This is a genomic window from Qipengyuania aurantiaca, assembly GCF_019711375.1.
GTDB classification, from domain to species: Bacteria; Pseudomonadota; Alphaproteobacteria; order Sphingomonadales; family Sphingomonadaceae; genus Qipengyuania; species Qipengyuania aurantiaca.
Genome location: NZ_CP081295.1, coordinates 184161 through 199719, shown reverse-complemented (window position 1 = coordinate 199719; position 15559 = coordinate 184161). Strand labels below are relative to the sequence as shown.

Genomic DNA, 15559 nt, shown 5'->3' with positions numbered 1-15559 from the left:
CGCTTAGGCCGCGCCGATGAAGATCGACTTGGCGTTGACGAATTCCTTCATGCCGAAGCCGCCGTGTTCGCGCCCGTAGCCGGAATCCTTCACGCCGCCGAAGGGCATGGCGGGGTCGGCCACGCCATAAGTATTGATATAGACCATGCCGGTGTCGAAATGCTTCGATGCCAGTTCGATGGCGCGGTCGGTATCGCCGCTCAGGATCCCGCCGCCGAGGCCATAGCGGCTCTCATTGGCGAGGCGCATCGCGTCCTCGTCGTCCTTGGCGCGGATGACGCTGGCGACGGGGCCAAACAATTCGTCGTCATAGGCGGGCTGGCCGGGCGCGACATCGGTGAGGACCGTTGCAGGATACCACGCGCCCTTCTTGTCGGGAACGCTGCCGCCGCACGCGATCTTGGCGCCCTTCTTTACCGACTCCTCCACCTGCTCGTGCAGTTCGTCGCGCAGGTCGGAGGACGACATCGGACCCATGCCGCTGTCTTCGTCGGTTGGATCGCCGGTTTTCACACCTTCGAACCGGGCGACGTATTTTTCGACGAATTCGTCGTAGACCTTGTCGGTCACGATAAAGCGCTTGCCGTTGATGCAGGTCTGGCCGTTGTTGTAGAGACGGGCCTGCGCGCAGACCTTCACCGCCACGTCGAGATCGGCGTCTTCCAGGACGAGATAGGCGTCGTTCGAGCCGAGCTCCATCACCGTCTTCTTGATGACAGCAGCCGCCTTCTGGGCCACGTGGCGTCCCGCGCCATCCGATCCGGTCAGCGTCACGCCGCGCACCTTGTCGTGCTCGATGATCGCGTCCGAAGTGTCGTGATCAATGACGAGTACGGTGAAGAGGTTTTCGGGAAGGCCGCCTTCCCCGAAGATCTTCTCGATCATCAGCCCGCTGCCGGTGCACAGCGAGGAATGCTTCAGCAGCACGCCGTTGCCCGCCATCAGGCTGGCGATCGCGTAGCGGATAACCTGGTAGGCGGGGAAGTTCCAAGGCTGGATGCCGTAGATCACCCCGATGGGCGAATAGGTCACGATGCCGCGGCCCGCGTTGCTGGGATCGCGTTTCTCGTCGGCCAGGTCGGTGGGGCCCTTGGCTGCTGTGTAATCGCAGATGCCTGCGCATAGCTCGACCTCGTCGCGGCTGTCGCCGATCAGCTTGCCGACTTCGCGAGTCATCAGCTGTGCGAGCTCTTCCTTGTTATCGCGCAGCGCCTTGCCGATGCCCTTGATGACGCTGGCGCGGTCTTCGAGGCTTTGCAGCTTCCACTTGGTGAACGCTTCGTGACAGGCATCCACCTTCGCGAAAGCATCGACCGGCGACAGGGTTTCGTAGGTTTCGATGTCTTCGCCGGTAGCGGGATTGACAGTGGTAATGCTCATGGGTGCGCCTTTTTCGATTGCTGTTCACCATTAAAAGGGCGCGGAGGAGCGATGCGTTCCTAAAAGCAACCGGTTCAGGCGCGGTGCTGCGACGGAAAGCAGCTTACGTCGGCCAGGTCGCGTCTCGCTCCGGAATTAGGAAACACATGGAGTTGACGACTGGGCGAAGGCATGGTGGATCGGGAGGCATGATTGCCTTTGATCTCGGCGGAACGCTTGCAGTGTATGGCTATTTCGGGACGCTGGCACTCATGGCGTTGCAAGGCGGGTTGGTCTGGCTCGGTGCTTGGGCGTTGACCCGCGGGCGTCCCCGAACCCACTTCCTTATCAAGCTCTGCGCCGTCGCCGTTTCGTGGCTGGGCTGGGTGGTGATCGGCGCGACCCTTGCCGGATTTCTGGGCTTTCTGGGCCTCGCAATGGTCGTCTCGGTACTGCCAAGTGGGATTTACGGCTCGCTGCTGGCGTTGGTGATCTGGGCTGTGTGGGATTCCGATCTCGACGCGTCGTCCTCGGCTAGGGACGCCTAGCGAGCCCAGCCTTTGCTTGCAGGTTCAAGCGTGTCCAGAAACGCTTCGGCGCTGTCGAGATATTCCTGTCGGCGTTCTTCGTCCATCCGGTCCCAGGTCGAATAGATGCGCCCGATGCGATGGTTCTTCTCCAGCCGCTCGCGGTGACGATCCATGAAAAGCCAGTAGAGCGGGTTGAAGGGACAAGCACCTTCGCCGGTTTTCTTGTTGGGTGAGTAGGTGCAGCCGGAGCAGTAATTGCTCATCTTGTTGATGTAATTGCCGGAGGCAGCATAGGGTTTTGAAGCGAGCTTGCCGCCGTCGGCATAAAGGATCATCGCGGCGACGTTGGGCAGTTCGACCCACTCATAGGCATCGGCGTAGACGACGAGGTACCAGTCCTGCACCTCGCGCGGGTTCACGCCCGCCAGCAGCGCGAAATTGCCCAGCACCATCAGCCGCTGGATATGGTGGGCGTGGGCGTTCTCGCGGGTCGAGCGGATGCAGTCGGCAAGGCAGGCCATGTCGGTCTCGCCGGTCCAGTAAAACTCGGGCAGGCCGCGCTGGGCGTTGAGCGCGTTGGCCTTTTGCAAATGCGGCATCTGGTGCCAGTAGAAGCCGCGCACATATTCGCGCCAGCCGATGATCTGGCGGATGAAGCCCTCGACCGAGTTCAGCGGTGCCTTGCCGTCCTTATAGGCCTTCTCTGCGCGCTGGCAGAGTTCGAGCGGGTCGAGCAGGCCGAGGTTGATGCTGGTCGAGAGCATGGAGTGAAAGAGGTCGTCTTCGCCCGCCACCATCGCGTCCTGGTAGGGGCCGAAACATTCGATCCGCTCGGCGAAGAAAGCGTCGGCGGCTTCTTCCGCTTCCTCTCGCGTGACCGGCCAGCGGAAATTTTCGAGGCTGCCGAAGTGATCGTCGAAGCGGTCCTCGACGAGATCAATTACGTCTTGCGTGATCTCGTCCGGCTCGAACTTCGGGCGTTCGGGAGCGGAGAGGCCGTCCTTGGGCGGTTTGCGGTTCTCGCTGTCGTAATTCCACTCTCCGCCTTCGGGCTTGTCGCCATCCATGAGGAAGCCGGTCTTGCGGCGCATCTCGCGATAGAAATATTCCATGCGGAGCGTGTCGCGGTCCTCCGCCCACTCGTCGAATTCGGACTGGGTGCAGATAAAGCGGTCGTCGCGCAGGATCTCGACCTCGCAGGCGAACTTGTCCGCCCATTGGTCCATGTCCTCGCGCACGCGCCACTCGCCGGCTTCGACCACGCTGACGAGGCGCGGGTCATGGTCCTCGATCGCCCGCGCCACCTCGCCGGTGAAGCTGCCCGCGTTGTTCTCGTCATCGAGCTTCACATAATCGACCGTCCAGCCTGCATCGCGCAGTTCTAGCGCGAAATGGCGCATGGCCGAGAAAATCAGGACGATCTTCTGCTTGTGGTGTTTGACGTAGGTCGCCTCGTCCCACACCTCCATCATCAGGATGACGGTATCGTCCTTTGTTCGCCCGCGAAGGCTGGCGAGGCTGCGGGTCAGCTGGTCGCCGAGGATTGGAACGAGGACGGGCGCGCTGGGGTCGTCGGGCATTGCCTCTCAAAATGCCCAAGCTCGCGAAGAGTGCCTCACACGAAGGAATAAGGGTCGATATCCACGGCCACGCGCACGCCGGGAGGGTGGTCCAGCCGCCCGAGCCAGCGGCGAATGACGTCCTGCAATTGCACGCTGCGCCGCGCGTTGATGAGCAGGCGGTAGCGGTAGCGGCCACGCAATTGCGCCATGGGGGCAGGGGCGGGGCCGAGGATCATGCAGTCGGCCACGTCGGGGCGGGTGTCGCCGATCCGGCGGGCGGCCTCGCGCGCTTCGCTCTCGTCCTCGGAGGACACGATGATCGAGGCCCAGCGGCCGAAGGGCGGGGCACCCGCATCGCGGCGCATCTCGGTTTCGGCGGTATAGAAGGCATCGCGATCCCCGGCGGCGAGAGCGGCGATGACGCTGGCCTCGGGGTGGCGGGTCTGGATCAGCACCTCGCCCGGTTTCGCGCCGCGCCCCGCACGGCCTGCAACTTGCGCGACCTGCTGGTAGGTGCGCTCGCCCGCGCGCAAATCCCCGCCTTCGAGGCCGAGATCGGCATCGACCACGCCGACCAGCGTGAGTTCGGGAAAGTGGAAGCCCTTGGTGACGAGCTGCGTGCCGACGATCACGTCGATCTCGCCTGCATCGACCGCAGCGATGAATTCTGCCGCGCGGCCGGGCGAGTTGAGCGTATCGGACGTCGCCACGAAGACGCGCGCCTCGGGCAGGCGCTCGGCCACCTCGTCGGCGATGCGCTCCACGCCGGGCCCGCAGGCGACAAGGCAGTCGGGCTCGCCGCATTCCTTGCACTGGGCCGGGCTGGGCGCTTCGTGGCCGCAATGGTGGCAAGCAAGGCGCCGGGTGAACCGGTGTTCGACCAGCCAGGCGCTGCAATTGGGGCACTGGTAGCGGAAGCCGCAATTGCGGCAGAGCGTCAGCGGGGCATAACCGCGCCGGTTGAGGAACAGCAGCGATTGCTCGCCGCGCTCCAGCCGCTCGGCAATGCCATCGACCAGCCGCTGGGCGAGCCACATGCCATGCGGCGGCTTCTCTTCCGTGAGGTCGATCGTGTCGATCGCAGGCAATTGCGCGCCGCCGAAGCGGCTGGGCAAATCGACCTTCTCGTAAATCCCGCTTTCGGCCATCTGCAAGCTTTCGAGCGCAGGCGTAGCGCTGGCGAGGATGATCGGAAAGCGTTCGAAATGGGCGCGCATGACTGCCACGTCCCGGGCGTTGTAGCGCACGCCGTCTTCCTGTTTGAAGCTGGTCTCATGCGCCTCGTCGACGACGATGAGGCCGAGCTTGGCAAAGGGCAGGAACAGCGCCGAGCGTGCCCCCACCACCACCTGCGCGCTGCCGCTCGCCACGGCCCGCCACGCGCGGCGGCGTTCGGTCGATTTGAGCGAGGAGTGCCAGAGCACGGGCGATGCGCCGAAGCGCTCTTCGAAGCGATGGAGGAAATTCTCGGTCAGCGCGATTTCGGGGAGGAGCACGAGCACTTGCCGCCCCATCCGCAGCGCTTCGGCGACGGGCTCGAAATAGGTTTCGGTCTTGCCTGACCCGGTCACCCCATCGAGCAGGAAAGGCGCGAATTGCCCCTTGCGCACGGCGGCAGAGAAGATGTCCGAAACCTCGCGCTGCTGCTCGCTCAATTCGACGTGCGCAAAGTCCGGTCGCGCGGCTTCGTAAGGTCGGTCGCAATCGACCTCGACCGGTTCCAGCACGCCCTGGTTGACGAGGCCGCGCAGCACGCCTTCCGATGCGCCAGCGATGCCCGCCAGCTCGCGGATCGTCGCCTGTTCCCCCTCGAGCGCTTCCATCGCCGCCAGCCGCTGCGGGGTCATGCGTTCTGGCATCCCGCCGGTGAGGCGATATTCGGTGATGCTCGCCGGGCCTTTCAGCGCACCGCCCGAGGAAAGCGCCATCCGCGCCACGCTGGCGAGCGAGGCTACATAGTAGTCTGCGGTCCACTCGATCAGGCGGCGCAGCGGGGCGGGCAGCGGCGGGATCGGGTACAAGCCCCTGAGCGGACGCAGTTTCTCCGCCGGAACGTCTGTCCCCGGCAGCCGTTCAGCCTCCCAGACGATACCGATGACGGTGCGCGGGCCCAGCGGACATTCGACCACCTGGCCCAGCTCGACCGCCATGCCGTCCGGCAGTTTGTAATCGAGCGGGCCGAGAGCGGCGTTGAGGACGAGGCAGCGGACGCGGTTCATCTGGCGGCTCATATGGAGCCGCTACCTATGACGAAACAAGGGTGGGACTTTGTGAGGAGTGCAATAATGACCGATATTCTCGTGAAACCCACCGGCCGCAGGGCCTTTCTCGGCGGAATAGGCCTTGGCACTGCTGGCCTTGCCCTGTCGGGCTGCGCCGGGATCCCCGGCTTCAGCATGGTCGATGCCGTCCAGCGCATCCTGTTCCTTTCCAGCGACCGCGCCTTCCAGCGCATGCTGAGTTCGGGCGGCTTCTGGGACCAGCAGGTCGCGACGCTCGGCCTCAACAATCTGCTGGGCACGCGCGGCGATGTCCTGTCGACCATCCTGACCTCGGCGCTGTTCAAGAACCGGCTGCAGGATGCGATGGGCGATATCGCTTACGAAGGCGCCGAACGCGCCGCGCCGCTCGTGACCGATGCGGTGCGCACTATCGGCATCCAGAACGCCATCGACCTCGTCAACGGCGGCCCGACGGCGGCCACCGGCTTCCTGCGCAATTCGATGGGCAGCACGCTGGTGGAGGCCATGGTCCCCGAACTGGGCGACGCCATGCGCGTGGCGAGCGATCCGCTGGTCGGCCAGCTGGTCTCCGCGCTGACGGGCGTGAACTTCACCAACGCCACCACCCGCTTCGCCACCAATCTCGACGACACGATCTGGCGCGAGATCGGCGTGGAAGAAGCCGCCATCCGCCGCGATCCGCAGTCCACCCGCGACCCGTTGATCATCGGCGTGTTTGGAGCCGGCAGCCGCCTCTAGCCGCGCCCTGCCATCACCGCTAAGGCTGCCGGGGAATCGAAACCGCTTCCCCGGAGCCTCATGACATGAAATTCTTCGTCGACACCGCCGACATCGCCGACATCAAGGAAATGGCCGACACCGGCCTGCTCGACGGCGTCACCACCAACCCGTCGCTGATCGCCAAGTCGGGGCGCGACTTCATGGAAGTGACGAAGGAAATCTGCGATCTCGTCGATGGTCCGGTCAGCGCCGAAGTCGTCGCGCTCGATCACGAGACGATGATGAAGGAAGCCGAAACGCTGCGGAAGATCGCGGACAATGTCTGCATCAAGGTTCCGCTGACGATCGACGGCCTGAAGACCTGCAAGAAGCTGACTTCGGATGGCACGCAGGTGAACGTCACGCTGTGCTTCTCGGCCAACCAGGCGCTGCTCGCCGCCAAGGCGGGCGCGACCTTCGTCTCGCCTTTCGTGGGCCGCCATGACGATAACGGCTTCGACGGCATGGAGCTCATCGCCGATATCCGCCGTATCTACGACAATTACGATTTCGGTACGGAAATCCTCGTCGCTTCGATCCGCAACCCGGTCCACGTCCTCCAGAGCGCGCGCATCGGCGCCGACGTCGCCACCATGCCGCCGGCCGTGATCAAGGGTCTCTTCAAGCACGTCCTGACCGACAAGGGCATCGAAGGGTTCATTGCCGATTGGGAAAAGACTGGCCAGACCATCCCGACTTCCTAATTAGGGAGCCATGGCAGACCAGACCCCTCTCGACCTCTTCAAGCAGGCCCTGACCGGCACGGCCCGCGCCATCGCGCGCGAGCCGGAGGTCGAGGTCGCGTGGAGCGCGGATAGTCCGACGCAGAGCGGCAAGAACTTCCGCGTGCCCCTGCCGGGCCGCACCCTGCCGCAGGACCAGGCCCGCGAGGCGCGCGGCTTTGCCGACAGTTTCGCGCTCAAGCTGCGCCACCATAATGAGGCGATGCACGCCAAGGCCGCGCCGCCCGAGCCCATCGCGCGCGCCTGCTACGACGCGATCGAGCGCACGCGCTACGAAGCGCTCGGCTCGAACAATTTCTCAGGGATGAAGGGCAATCTCGACGCGGCGGTGGAACTGCGCACGGCGAGCGATCCGATTGCCCGCGCGACCGAGGCGAAGGAAGTGCCGCTGCCGACGGCCCTCTCGCTCATGCTGCGCGAGGCGTTGACGGGCGAGGCCGTGCCCGAGCGCGCAAGGCAGGCGGTCGACCTGGTGCGCGACGAAATCAGCGCGCGGATCGGCAGCGACATGGAAGATCTTGCGGGCGCATTGGACGACCAGCGCGCCTTCCAGAACCTCACGCTCGACATGCTGCGGCATCTCGAACTTACGCTGCCCGACAAGCCCGAAGACGAGGGCCGCGACGATGGCGAGGACGAGGACGGCGAGGCGCCCGAAGAGGACAAGGATTCCGACGAGGAAGACGAGGGCGAGGCCCAGCCGCAGGAAAGCGATGCGCGCGGCGAGGTCGTCGACGGCGAGGCCGATGGCGATGCCGAGCAGGACGTCGAGGGCGAGCAGGAAATGTCCGATGGCGATCCGTCGGACGAGGACGGGGAAGGCATGCAGCCCGTCCGCCCGAACCGCCCGTGGACCGACCTACCCGAAGACTTCGATTACCGCGCCTATACCGACAAGTTCGACGAGATCGTGGAAGCGCCCGAGCTGTGCGATCACGAGGAACTCGACCGGCTGCGCGCCTATCTCGACAGCCAGCTGGCGGGCCTGCAGGGCATCGTCACCCGGCTCGCCAACCGTCTCCAGCGCCGCCTCATGGCGCAGCAGAACCGGAGCTGGGATTTCGACCAGGAAGAGGGGCTGCTGGATGCGGCGCGCCTGACCCGCGTGGTCGTCAGCCCCGGCCATGCGCTGTCCTACAAGATGGAGCGCGATACCGAGTTCAAGGACACGGTCGTCACCCTGCTGATCGACAATTCCGGCTCGATGCGCGGAAGGCCGATTTCCATCGCCGCGATCAGCGCCGACATCATGGCGCGCACGCTCGAACGTTGCGGCGTGAAGACCGAAATCCTCGGCTTTACGACCCGCGCGTGGAAGGGCGGACAGAGCCGCGAGGCATGGCTCGCCGATGGTCGCCCCGCCGATCCGGGCCGCCTCAACGATCTGCGCCACATCGTCTACAAAAAGGCCGACGAGCCCTGGCGCCGCGCGCGCCGCAATCTCGGCCTGATGATGCGCGAGGGGCTGCTGAAGGAAAACATCGACGGCGAGGCGCTGCTCTGGGCGCACACCCGCCTGCTCGCCCGCCCCGAAGACCGCCGCATCCTGTTGGTGATTTCGGACGGCGCACCGGTCGATGACAGCACGCTGAGCGTGAACCAGGCGGGCTATCTCGAAGGACACCTTAGGAAGGTGATCGAGTGGATCGAGAAGCAAAGCCCCGTCCAGCTCGCCGCCATCGGCATCGGCCATGACGTGACCCGCTACTACAAGCGCTCGGTTACGATCATGGACGTGGAGCAACTGGGCGGGACGATTATCGAGCAGCTTGCGGGATTGTTCGAGGTGGAGGGTTAAATGGATTGGGGAATGCTGATCGTGGGACTTCCCATATTCATCCTGTCCGTACGTAAGGTCTTGGAACCTGCCCCCGCTCCGTTGGCACCGCCCGCCGTGAAATTGCCCCGCTGGGTGGGATATGTCGGTCTTGTCGTCGGGTCGATCATGATCCTTCAGGCAGCTCTACGATGACCCCCACCGAAGCCGTCCAATCCCGTCGCTCCGTGCGCGCTTTCACCGACCAGCCGGTCGACCGCGACACACTCACCCGTGTACTCGAAAAGGCGCAGCGTTCGCCTTCGGGGGGCAATGTGCAGCCGTGGAACGCCGTCATCCTCACGGGCAAGCCGATGCAGGCGCTGTTCGACCGGGTGGCGCAGGAATTTCCCAAGGGGCGCGCGGCGCTGAAGCCCGAATACGATATCTATCCCAAGGACCTCGACGGCGTTTACGAGGAGCGCCGCTTCGGTGTGGGCGAGGATATGTATGCCTCGCTCGGCATCACCCGCGAGGACAAGGCCAAGCGCCTCATGTGGTTCGCCAACAACTTCCGCGCTTTCGGTGCGCCGGTGCTGATGCTGGTCCACACGCCCAGATACATGGGTCCGCCGCAGTGGAGCGATATCGGCATGTGGCTGCAGACCATCATGCTGCTGCTGCGCGAGGAAGGGCTCGATAGCTGCGCGCAGGAAGCCTGGGCCGCCTACAGCCCGCAGGTGCGCGAGATGGTCGACATTCCCGAGGACCATATCTTCTTCTGCGGCATGGCTATCGGGTATCGTGATGCAGAGGCTCCGGTGAACCAGTTCGATGTGAAACGTGCAGGGCTGGACGAATCCGTGCGCTGGGAGGGGTGGTGAGTCCTGGAGCTGGCCTTCGACAGGCTCAGGCCGAACGGGTCTGGCACTAGGAGGCAATCACTACATCCGTTCGCACTGAGCTTGTCGAAGTGCAGCCACCAACCTATGCGCCAACCATGACCGAAACGCCGCTCAAGCTGTTCAACTCGCTCACCCGCGAGATCGAGACCTTTACCCCCGTCCACCCGGGCGAGGCGCGCGTCTATACCTGCGGGCCGACGGTCTACAATTACCCCCATATCGGCAATATGCGTGCCTATGTCTTCGCGGACGTTCTGGGCCGGACGCTGAGCTGGAAGGGCTACGACCTCACCCACATCATCAACATCACCGATGTCGGCCACCTGACCGACGATGCGGACGAGGGCGAGGACAAGATGGAGAAGATGGCTGCGGAACGCGCGCAGTCGATCTGGGACATCGCGAAGCACTATACCGAGGCATACTGGGCCGATGTGAAGGCGCTGAACATTCGCCAGCCTGCCAAATGGTCGGTCGCCACCGATTACATCGATGAGATGATCGAGTTCGCGAAGGGCATAGCGGACAAGCACTGCTACGAGATCGATGAAGGTCTCTACTTCGATGTGACGACGATCCAAGACTACGCGAAACTGGCGGGTCCAACAAAACTCGATCAAATTCGGGAAAACGAAGAAGCCTACATTCGAATTGACAAGGTTTCTGGCAAGCGCAACGCCGCAGACTTCGCCATCTGGCGCAAGACCCCGGCGGGCGAGACGCGGCAGATGGAATGGGATTCGCCTTGGGGGAAGGGCGCGCCCGGCTGGCATCTCGAATGCTCGGTCATGGGCGGCAAGCTGCTTGGCTTTCCTTTCGACATCCACACAGGCGGGATCGACCACCGCGAAATCCACCACCCGAACGAGATCGCGCAGAACCAGGCGTATTGCTGCACCGGTGGGCTGGGCGAGGCCGAGAACAGCGGCGCGCGCATCTGGATGCACAACAACTTCCTCGTCGAGCGCAGCGGCAAGATGAGCAAGAGCGCGGGCGAATTCCTGCGCCTGCAACTGCTGATCGACAAGGGCTATCACCCGCTCGCCTACCGCATGATGTGTCTGCAGGCGCATTACCGCAGCGAGCTTGAGTTCAGCTGGGACGGTTTGCAGGCCGCGCTCACCCGGTTGAAGCGCATCGTGATGCAGGTCGAACGGCTCAAGGATCAGCCGTCCGGAAGTGGGTCGCGATCTACAGACGCGATTGTCGGTATGAGCTTTCGCGAGACTTTCGATTTTGCGATCAATGACGACCTCAACACGCCACTCGCCTTGACCGCATTGGAAAATGCCTTGGCGCTCAAGAAGGTCGACCTTGCGGCGCTTCGTTCCCTAATCGAATATATGGACGACGTTCTCGGGTTCGACCTGATGAATTTAACGCGAGAGGATTTGCGCGTCCGGCCGAAAGATGCGCACTTTGGCGCCGACGAAGTGGAAGCGGAACTCGTCCGACGTAAAGAAGCGCGTGCAGATAAGGACTACGCTTTGTCCGATGCCATTCGCGACAATCTGATGGACAATGGGATCAAGATTATGGACGGCGACCCGCTCGGCTGGGAGTGGAAGCTCTAGCAGGCCGTCACCCCGGCCTACGAGCCGGGGTCCCGCTTGCCTTTTCCGTCCAACAGAAGAATAGCGGGACCCCGGATCAAGTCCGGGGTGACGTGGAATTCTGTCTGGAAGGCTCGCCCGAAATGACCATAGCCGTGATGTCTGCCCTGATCCGTCCGCTGGTGGAGCCGCGCCTGCCCGATTGGGTCGAGCCCATGTGGTTCATGGCCAAGGAACAGGCGCTGGAGTTCGCTCCGGAGGCGGAGATCGGCTGGTTCGACCTCAACGAGAAAGAGCCGATGGCCGAAATCGCGACTGCCGCGACCAATCTCAAATGGCTCAATTCCATTTACGCGGGGCTGGACTTCATGCCGCTAGACCTGCTGGCGGAGCGCGGTGTGACGGTCACGAATGGCGTCGGCATCAACGCCGTCACCATCGCCGAATATGTAGTGATGCTGATGCTTGCGCACGCCAAAGGCTATCGCGAGGTGGTGCGGGCGCAGGAGCGCAAGGAATGGTTGCTCGACAGCCCCGGCAAGCGGGAATTGGCGGGTGAACGAGTGCTTCTCCTCGGCCTCGGCGCTATAGGCAGCCTCATCAAGACCCGGCTCGAAGCCTTCGACATGAAGGTCATCCCGGTGCGTCGTTCAGGCGGCGAAGGTGCCCTTCGGCCCGGCGAATGGCGCGAGAAGCTGGGCGAGTTCGACTGGGTCATCCTCGCCGTGCCCTCGACCGACGAGACCCGCCACATGATTGGCGAAATAGAGCTCGCCGCCATGCGCCCCAACGCCGTGCTGGTGAACATCGCGCGCGGGGACGTGGTGAAGCAGGATGACCTCGTCGCCGCGCTGGAAGCCAAGACCATCGAGGCCGCGCTGCTCGACGTCACCGACCCCGAACCTTTGCCCGAGGATCATCCCTTGTGGAGCCTCGACAACGCGCAGGTCACCATGCACCTGTCGGGCCGCGCGCAGACGAAGATGTTCCAGCGCTCTGCCGATCGCTTCATCGAGAACCTCGAACGCTGGAGCAGGGGCGAACCGGTGAGCCCGCAGATGGATTTGCAAGCCGGTTACTGAACTTTCGTCACCCCGGACGTGATCCGGGGTCCCGCTTTTCTTCGGGCTTGGCGCTTCGTCTTAAAAACAAGCGGGACCCCGGCTCGGTGGCCGGGGTGACGTGGTTATGGGTGTCTACGCATCCTCCAGCAACAGCAGGTCGCACTGCACCACGAGACGCTGGCTTGGCGACAGGCGATGCTCGACTTCCACGATCCCGGCGTCGGCCACCAGCTGGCCGGGAATGGCGAATTCGTGATCGGGCAGGGCGGCGATGAAGCGTTCGCCCGCTTCGACCGCCTCTTCGCCCGAAAAGAGCAGCGAGAGGCTATGGCGCGTGCCTGCGAAGGTGATGCTCGCCCAGGCCTTTTCCGAGTGCGTTATAACCTGCCCCTGATGCTCCGACAGCACCATCAGCGCGGTGCGCAAGCGGTCGCCGGTGGAACGACGGCTGCGGGGTGGGCGCGGGGGCTTTCCTTCACTGGACATGGGCGATCTCCCGCGCGCTGTCGCTGCGCGCCGCTTCGAAACCCGACATGAAGCCGCGAATGCGCGCCTCGGTCTGGCTGCGCGGCTCGCGGCCCATGCGCAGGTCGAGGACGAAGCGCGGATCGTGCGCGGCAAGGCGGCCGAACTTGGTCGGCGGCATATCGTACGCGCTCAGGAATTTCTCGATGGATCGGATCAGCATTGTTCGGGCTCCCCATGGCATGTCCGGATGGCGAATCGCTCGCCGTGTTCTCTTTTTGTTCCACTCGAAATCCTACTTGTCTAGGAAAAATCCTATGCTATAGGAATTTTCTCACACAGGTCCTCTTTTGCGACGCGATTTGCGGGTGGCAGGGACAGGCCCGAGGAAGGATCGAAGCATGGCTGACATGAGCCCGGAACGCGCACGGCTGGTCGAACTGACCGAGAAAAGCCGCACGAGCCTTGCCTCGCTCTCATCCATGTTGGGCCGCAATCCCAGTTACTTGCAGCAATTCGTGCGCAAGGGGTCCCCGCGCAAGCTGGAAGAGGCCGACCGCCGCCGCCTGGCCGAATTCTTCGGCGTGGACGAGGTCGAGCTGGGCGCCGTTCCCGCTCGCCCGACCCTTCGCGAATCGGAGGATTTCGTCGCCGTCCCACGGCTGGCGCTCGACGCTTCGGCAGGCCCCGGCTCGTTCTCGGCGGAGGAAATTTCCTTCGATTCTTTCCGTTTCTCGCGCCGGTGGCTGCGCGAAATGGGCCTCGACGGCGCGGACCTCTCCGCCATCCGTGTCGAGGGGGACAGCATGGAGCCGACCCTGCGCAGCGGGGACGAGATCTTCGTCGACCGCAACAAGCGCGTGGGCGAGGGCGTCCACGTCGTGCGCATCGGCGACACGCTGCATGTGAAGCAGGTGCAGGCCAGCGCCCCGGGCCGCATCGCGCTGATCAGCGCCAACGAGGCCTATGCCCCCATCGAACTCGCGCGCGAGGAAGTGGAGATCATCGGCCGCGTGGTGTGGAAGGGCGGGCGCATCTAGCGTTTCGCCTTGCGGAACAATCGCTTGCCGCCGTCGTATTCTCTCCAAACCCCGCACGAGGATGCGTGGCGGGGACAAGAGGAGAGACACCATGAACAAGGCCCTTCTTCCCGTCGCCCTTGCCGGAACCGTGTTGCTTGGCGGCTGCGCGACTTATGGCAATGGCGGCTTGCTCGGCGATATCCTCGGCGGCGGCGACACTTATGGCTATAATGGCGGAAACGATCTGGAACGCCGCGCGGCGGAAGCCTGCGGCCGCGAAGCCTCGCGTTTCGGGCGCGCCGAAGTGACCCGTGTCGACCAGCAGGACCGCGACTATCTCTATGTTTATGGTCGCATCGACACGCGCGATTACAACCGCGACGAGTTTACCTGCGTCTATCGCAGCGACGGCCGCATCGTGGATTTCCAGACGCGGTAATTCGGCGGCATAGGCTTAACCGGACAAAGGGGCGCACGAGCCCTTCGTCGCCCCTTTTCCGTTAGGCCTCGCCGGGCGGTTGTGGCACTCTGGCGGCATGGACGGTGATTATCGCGACCCCCGATCCGGCTACAACCGGCGCAGCGTGTCCTCTTGCGGTGGATGCCTCTTCATTGTCTTGCTCCTTCCTTACGTGCTCTGGCTTATAGGCTTGGGAACGGAAGCAAGTGTCCTGATATTCCTGACCTTGGTCGTTCTGGCGGTCGTCTGGTCGATCTGGGCGAGGATGAGCGTCAAATGCCCGCGCTGCGGCCGTCCGCTTGGCTATTCGCCCGTCGCGCCGCCTCTCTTGGCCCCGAAAGTCTGTCACGGCTGCGGGCTTGAATTCGACCAGCTTCCCGACTGACGCGCCGCCGTTGCAATCGCGGGCGCCAGCCGCCATCTACGCACCATGACCGAGACTTCGACCCAGCCCCCGATGAAAGCCGGCCCACCGATGAAAGCCGGCATCGTGCCGGTGACGCCGCTCCAGCAGAACTGCTCGCTGGTCTGGTGCACCGCCACCAACAAGGGCGCGCTCATCGATCCGGGCGGCGATCTCGACAAGCTCAAGGCGGCCGTCGCGCAGACCGGGGTCGAGCTGGAAAAGATCCTCATCACCCACGGCCATATCGACCATTGCGGCGAGGCGGGCATCCTCGCCAAGGAACTGGGCCTGAAGATCGAGGGCCCGCACGAGGCCGACCGCTTCTGGATCAGCCGGCTGGACGAGGACGGCGCGCGCTACGGCGTGAACGGGCAGGTGTTCGAACCCGACCGCTGGCTGGAGGATGGTGACACGGTGACCGTGGGCGAACTGACGCTGGAAGTGATCCACTGCCCCGGCCATACGCCCGGCCACGTGGTGTTCTTCCACCGCCCGAGCAAGTTTGCCGTGGTCGGCGATGTTCTCTTCCAGGGCAGCATCGGTCGCACCGATTTCCCGATGGGCAACCACCAGGACCTGATCGACGCGATCACGCAGAAGCTCTGGCCGCTCGGCGACGACGTGACCTTCATTCCCGGCCACGGCCCCACCAGCACCTTCGGCCAGGAGCGCAAGACCAACGCCTTCGTCAGCGACGCGGCGCTGGCCTAGGCTGCTTGGGCAAAATCCGGA

The 15559-nt window shown here is 63.9% G+C and carries 15 protein-coding genes; 10 read left to right on the top strand and 5 right to left on the bottom strand.

From position 1 onward, the window contains the following. Positions 1 to 3: 3 nt before the first annotated feature. Positions 4 to 1380 carry an NAD-dependent succinate-semialdehyde dehydrogenase gene (locus tag K3148_RS01010; protein WP_221425499.1) on the bottom strand — a complete coding sequence of 459 codons (1377 nt, stop codon included), beginning with the start codon at positions 1378 to 1380 and terminating at the stop codon, positions 4 to 6. Between the two features lie 188 nt (positions 1381 to 1568). On the opposite strand from K3148_RS01010, the gene K3148_RS01005 reads away from it, so the two are divergent. Further along, entirely contained in the window at positions 1569 to 1907 is a 339-nt protein-coding gene (locus K3148_RS01005) for a hypothetical protein (protein WP_221425498.1), read from the top strand. Here the strand turns inward: K3148_RS01005 and K3148_RS01000 are convergent. Further along, positions 1904 to 3469 carry a cryptochrome/photolyase family protein gene (locus tag K3148_RS01000; protein ID WP_221425497.1) on the bottom strand — a complete coding sequence of 522 codons (1566 nt, stop codon included), beginning with the start codon at positions 3467 to 3469 and terminating at the stop codon, positions 1904 to 1906. The two genes, K3148_RS01005 and K3148_RS01000, sit on opposite strands and share 4 nt — an antisense overlap. A 35-nt stretch (positions 3470 to 3504) precedes the next feature. After that, positions 3505 to 5670 carry a primosomal protein N' gene (locus K3148_RS00995; protein ID WP_221426569.1) on the bottom strand — a complete coding sequence of 722 codons (2166 nt, stop codon included), beginning with the start codon at positions 5668 to 5670 and terminating at the stop codon, positions 3505 to 3507. Positions 5671 to 5736: 66 nt separating this feature from the next. Between K3148_RS00995 and K3148_RS00990 the strand changes: the two genes are divergently transcribed. The 6 genes from K3148_RS00990 (at position 5737) to K3148_RS00965 (ending at position 12492) form a co-directional block, all read left to right on the top strand. Next, positions 5737 to 6432: a DUF4197 domain-containing protein gene (locus tag K3148_RS00990; RefSeq protein ID WP_221425496.1), complete on the top strand. Its 696-nt coding sequence runs from the start codon at positions 5737 to 5739 to the stop codon at positions 6430 to 6432. 65 nt (positions 6433 to 6497) lie between these two features. Further along, positions 6498 to 7157, top strand: coding sequence for a fructose-6-phosphate aldolase (gene fsa / locus K3148_RS00985; protein ID WP_221425495.1), 660 nt, complete (start codon positions 6498 to 6500; stop codon positions 7155 to 7157). A gap of 10 nt (positions 7158 to 7167) precedes the next feature. Then, positions 7168 to 8994, top strand: coding sequence for a cobaltochelatase subunit CobT (cobT, locus tag K3148_RS00980; protein ID WP_221425494.1), 1827 nt, complete (start codon positions 7168 to 7170; stop codon positions 8992 to 8994). Positions 8995 to 9164: 170 nt separating this feature from the next. Next, positions 9165 to 9836 carry a nitroreductase gene (locus tag K3148_RS00975; protein ID WP_221425493.1) on the top strand — a complete coding sequence of 224 codons (672 nt, stop codon included), beginning with the start codon at positions 9165 to 9167 and terminating at the stop codon, positions 9834 to 9836. Positions 9837 to 9952: 116 nt separating this feature from the next. Beyond that, positions 9953 to 11431: a cysteine--tRNA ligase gene (cysS, locus tag K3148_RS00970; RefSeq protein WP_221425492.1), complete on the top strand. Its 1479-nt coding sequence runs from the start codon at positions 9953 to 9955 to the stop codon at positions 11429 to 11431. 122 nt (positions 11432 to 11553) lie between these two features. Further along, positions 11554 to 12492: a D-2-hydroxyacid dehydrogenase gene (locus K3148_RS00965; protein WP_221425491.1), complete on the top strand. Its 939-nt coding sequence runs from the start codon at positions 11554 to 11556 to the stop codon at positions 12490 to 12492. 114 nt (positions 12493 to 12606) lie between these two features. Here K3148_RS00965 and K3148_RS00960 read toward each other — a convergent pair whose 3' ends face one another. After that, entirely contained in the window at positions 12607 to 12960 is a 354-nt protein-coding gene (locus tag K3148_RS00960; protein ID WP_247711603.1) for a hypothetical protein, read from the bottom strand. Then, complete coding sequence (locus K3148_RS00955) at positions 12950 to 13162, bottom strand: hypothetical protein (protein WP_221425490.1); 213 nt, start codon at positions 13160 to 13162, stop codon at positions 12950 to 12952. Before K3148_RS00955 ends, K3148_RS00960 begins: the two co-directional genes overlap by 11 nt. A 178-nt stretch (positions 13163 to 13340) precedes the next feature. On the opposite strand from K3148_RS00955, the gene K3148_RS00950 reads away from it, so the two are divergent. From K3148_RS00950 to K3148_RS00940, 3 genes are all read left to right on the top strand, one after another. Then, on the top strand, positions 13341 to 13979 hold the full coding sequence (locus K3148_RS00950) for a S24 family peptidase (protein ID WP_221425489.1): 639 nt from the start codon (positions 13341 to 13343) through the stop codon (positions 13977 to 13979). 91 nt (positions 13980 to 14070) lie between these two features. After that, a complete protein-coding gene (locus tag K3148_RS00945) occupies positions 14071 to 14400 on the top strand; it encodes a hypothetical protein (protein WP_221425488.1) in 330 nt (109 codons plus the stop codon). A 496-nt stretch (positions 14401 to 14896) separates the two neighbouring features. After that, a complete protein-coding gene (locus K3148_RS00940) occupies positions 14897 to 15538 on the top strand; it encodes an MBL fold metallo-hydrolase (RefSeq protein ID WP_006833642.1) in 642 nt (213 codons plus the stop codon). Positions 15539 to 15559: the final 21 nt, after the last annotated feature.

Bases quoted from the DNA above. Each gene is read 5' to 3' on its own strand.
- K3148_RS01010 (WP_221425499.1), bottom strand. From the start codon at position 1,380: ATGAGCATTACCACTGTCAATCCCGCTACCGGCGAAGACATCGAAACC.
- K3148_RS01005 (WP_221425498.1), top strand. From the start codon at position 1,569: ATGATTGCCTTTGATCTCGGCGGAACGCTTGCAGTGTATGGCTATTTC.
- K3148_RS01000 (WP_221425497.1), bottom strand. From the start codon at position 3,469: ATGCCCGACGACCCCAGCGCGCCCGTCCTCGTTCCAATCCTCGGCGAC.
- K3148_RS00995 (WP_221426569.1), bottom strand. From the start codon at position 5,670: ATGAACCGCGTCCGCTGCCTCGTCCTCAACGCCGCTCTCGGCCCGCTC.
- K3148_RS00990 (WP_221425496.1), top strand. From the start codon at position 5,737: ATGACCGATATTCTCGTGAAACCCACCGGCCGCAGGGCCTTTCTCGGC.
- fsa (WP_221425495.1), top strand. From the start codon at position 6,498: ATGAAATTCTTCGTCGACACCGCCGACATCGCCGACATCAAGGAAATG.
- cobT (WP_221425494.1), top strand. From the start codon at position 7,168: ATGGCAGACCAGACCCCTCTCGACCTCTTCAAGCAGGCCCTGACCGGC.
- K3148_RS00975 (WP_221425493.1), top strand. From the start codon at position 9,165: ATGACCCCCACCGAAGCCGTCCAATCCCGTCGCTCCGTGCGCGCTTTC.
- cysS (WP_221425492.1), top strand. From the start codon at position 9,953: ATGACCGAAACGCCGCTCAAGCTGTTCAACTCGCTCACCCGCGAGATC.
- K3148_RS00965 (WP_221425491.1), top strand. From the start codon at position 11,554: ATGACCATAGCCGTGATGTCTGCCCTGATCCGTCCGCTGGTGGAGCCG.
- K3148_RS00960 (WP_247711603.1), bottom strand. From the start codon at position 12,960: ATGTCCAGTGAAGGAAAGCCCCCGCGCCCACCCCGCAGCCGTCGTTCC.
- K3148_RS00955 (WP_221425490.1), bottom strand. From the start codon at position 13,162: ATGCTGATCCGATCCATCGAGAAATTCCTGAGCGCGTACGATATGCCG.
- K3148_RS00950 (WP_221425489.1), top strand. From the start codon at position 13,341: ATGGCTGACATGAGCCCGGAACGCGCACGGCTGGTCGAACTGACCGAG.
- K3148_RS00945 (WP_221425488.1), top strand. From the start codon at position 14,071: ATGAACAAGGCCCTTCTTCCCGTCGCCCTTGCCGGAACCGTGTTGCTT.
- K3148_RS00940 (WP_006833642.1), top strand. From the start codon at position 14,897: ATGAAAGCCGGCATCGTGCCGGTGACGCCGCTCCAGCAGAACTGCTCG.